This window comes from Pontibacter qinzhouensis (assembly GCF_008017455.1).
GTDB classification, from domain to species: Bacteria; Bacteroidota; Bacteroidia; order Cytophagales; family Hymenobacteraceae; genus Pontibacter; species Pontibacter qinzhouensis.
Window position 1 is genome coordinate 1 of sequence record NZ_VRTY01000208.1, and the last position, 1,658, is coordinate 1,658.

Annotated in this window: 2 protein-coding genes; both read right to left on the reverse strand. The window is 58.6% G+C overall.

The genetic code is table 11. The features are described from left to right. Positions 1-793, reverse strand: a 793-nt coding sequence (locus tag FVR03_RS24070) for an IS91 family transposase (protein ID WP_147924317.1), incomplete at its 3' end; no start/stop codon positions are given. Further along, positions 793-1,658: tyrosine-type recombinase/integrase (locus FVR03_RS24075; RefSeq protein ID WP_222707320.1), on the reverse strand; the 866-nt coding region annotated here is incomplete at its 5' end. The genes FVR03_RS24075 and FVR03_RS24070, both read right to left, overlap by 1 nt.

Consider the following 1,658-nt stretch of genomic DNA (forward strand, 5'->3'; position numbering starts at 1 on the left):
AAAAGGTGACGGCCTCCTGCTCTACCTTCAGCAAGCGGTGGTTGGAGATGGCAATTTTGTGGGTGTAGCGCCCCAGGTACTCCACCACACTCTCAGGTCCGGCAAAAGGGCGTTTGGCATACACCACCCACTGCTTCTGGAACAGCGAATTGACCAGGCTCCGGTCCAGCTCCGGCAGCCGCTCTTTTAGCTTCTCCACGTACTTTGCCCGGAACACCCGGCTCATGGCCTTTACCGGGAAGAGGAACCTGCCTTTGCTGGGGGCCCCTCTCCACTTGCCCTTTTCACTCAGCCCACCGCCGGGCACGATGCCGTGCAGGTGGGGATGCAGGGAGAGCGTCTGCCCCCAGGTGTGGAGCACGGCCACCATGCCCGGCCTTGCGCCCAGGTGTTTTGGGTCACGTGCAAAAGTGAGCAGTGTCTCCCATGCTGCCTCAAAGAGGGTGTCGTAGACGGCCTTTGGCTGGAGCAGGGCCAGCGGGTTAAGTTCCTCAGGCAAAGTGAAGACCAGGTGGAAGTAAGGCACGGGCAAGAGTTCCGCCTCCCGTGCCCGTATCCACTCTTCCCGCTTTCTGCCCTGGCACTTGGGGCAGTGGCGGTTGCGGCAGGAGTTATAGCTGATGCGCACCGAGCCGCAGTCCGGGCAGGCATCCACATGGCCGCCCATGGCTGCGGTGCGGCAGCGCATGATGGCTCCAAGAGTGCGCAACTGCCAGGAGTTGATGCCGGTGTGCCGCTCTACCTGCGGCCAGTGCTGCTCCAGCACCTGGGCTACTTCATGTCTGGCCCGCACTACCTGGCGTAGAGGGTGTCGAGGGGAGAGAAGGGTTTTCTTCTGCCGCTCTGGGCCACATGCAGGTACACCATCGTGGTCTGGATGCAGGCGTGTCCCAGCAGGTCCTTGATGGAGACGATATCTAAACCATCCTCGAGCAAGTGGGTGGCATAGGTGTGGCGCAGGGTGTGCACGTTCATCTCTTTGGTAATACCGGCATCTTTTCTTGCCTGCCGTACGGCCCACTGCACGCCTGCCTGTGAATAGCGGCTGTCGAAATCGCCACCTGCTCTGCCTTCCGGTTTTCCGTTGAAGAGCCATAAGCCGGGTTGCTCGGAAGCGATGTAGTTCTGCAGTCCCCGGATGAGCATCTGACTTAGGGGCACGTAGCGGTCTTTCTTTCCTTTTCCCTGGCGCACGTGGAGCATCTGGCGGTTAAAGTCCAAGTCCGAGAGGCGGATGTTGCGCACTTCAAAGCAGCGCAGCCCGCAGCCATAAAGTAGGCCCAGCAGGATACGATGCTTGAGTAATTTAGGTGCCTTGAGTAGGCGTTGCACTTCCTCCCGGCTCAGCACCACGGGCAGGCGCTTGTCGGCTTTGATGGCGGGTAGTTCAATGAGTTTGTCTTTGAGGCCTTCCATGCGGAAGGCAAAGCGCAGCCCGTAGACGGTGAATTTGAAGTAAGACTCGGAAGGAGTATTATGCTGTTGCTTTACCAGGTAGAGGTAATCATTGATCTGGTCGGGGTCGAGCTGCGTGGGGAGGCAATCAAAGTGCAGGGCCAATTTTGCCAGGTGGTGAGCATAGTTCCTAAGGGTACTCTGGCTTCTGCCGGCGATGGTGATTTTCTGAAGGAACTTCTCGTAAAGCTCATGAAAACCTG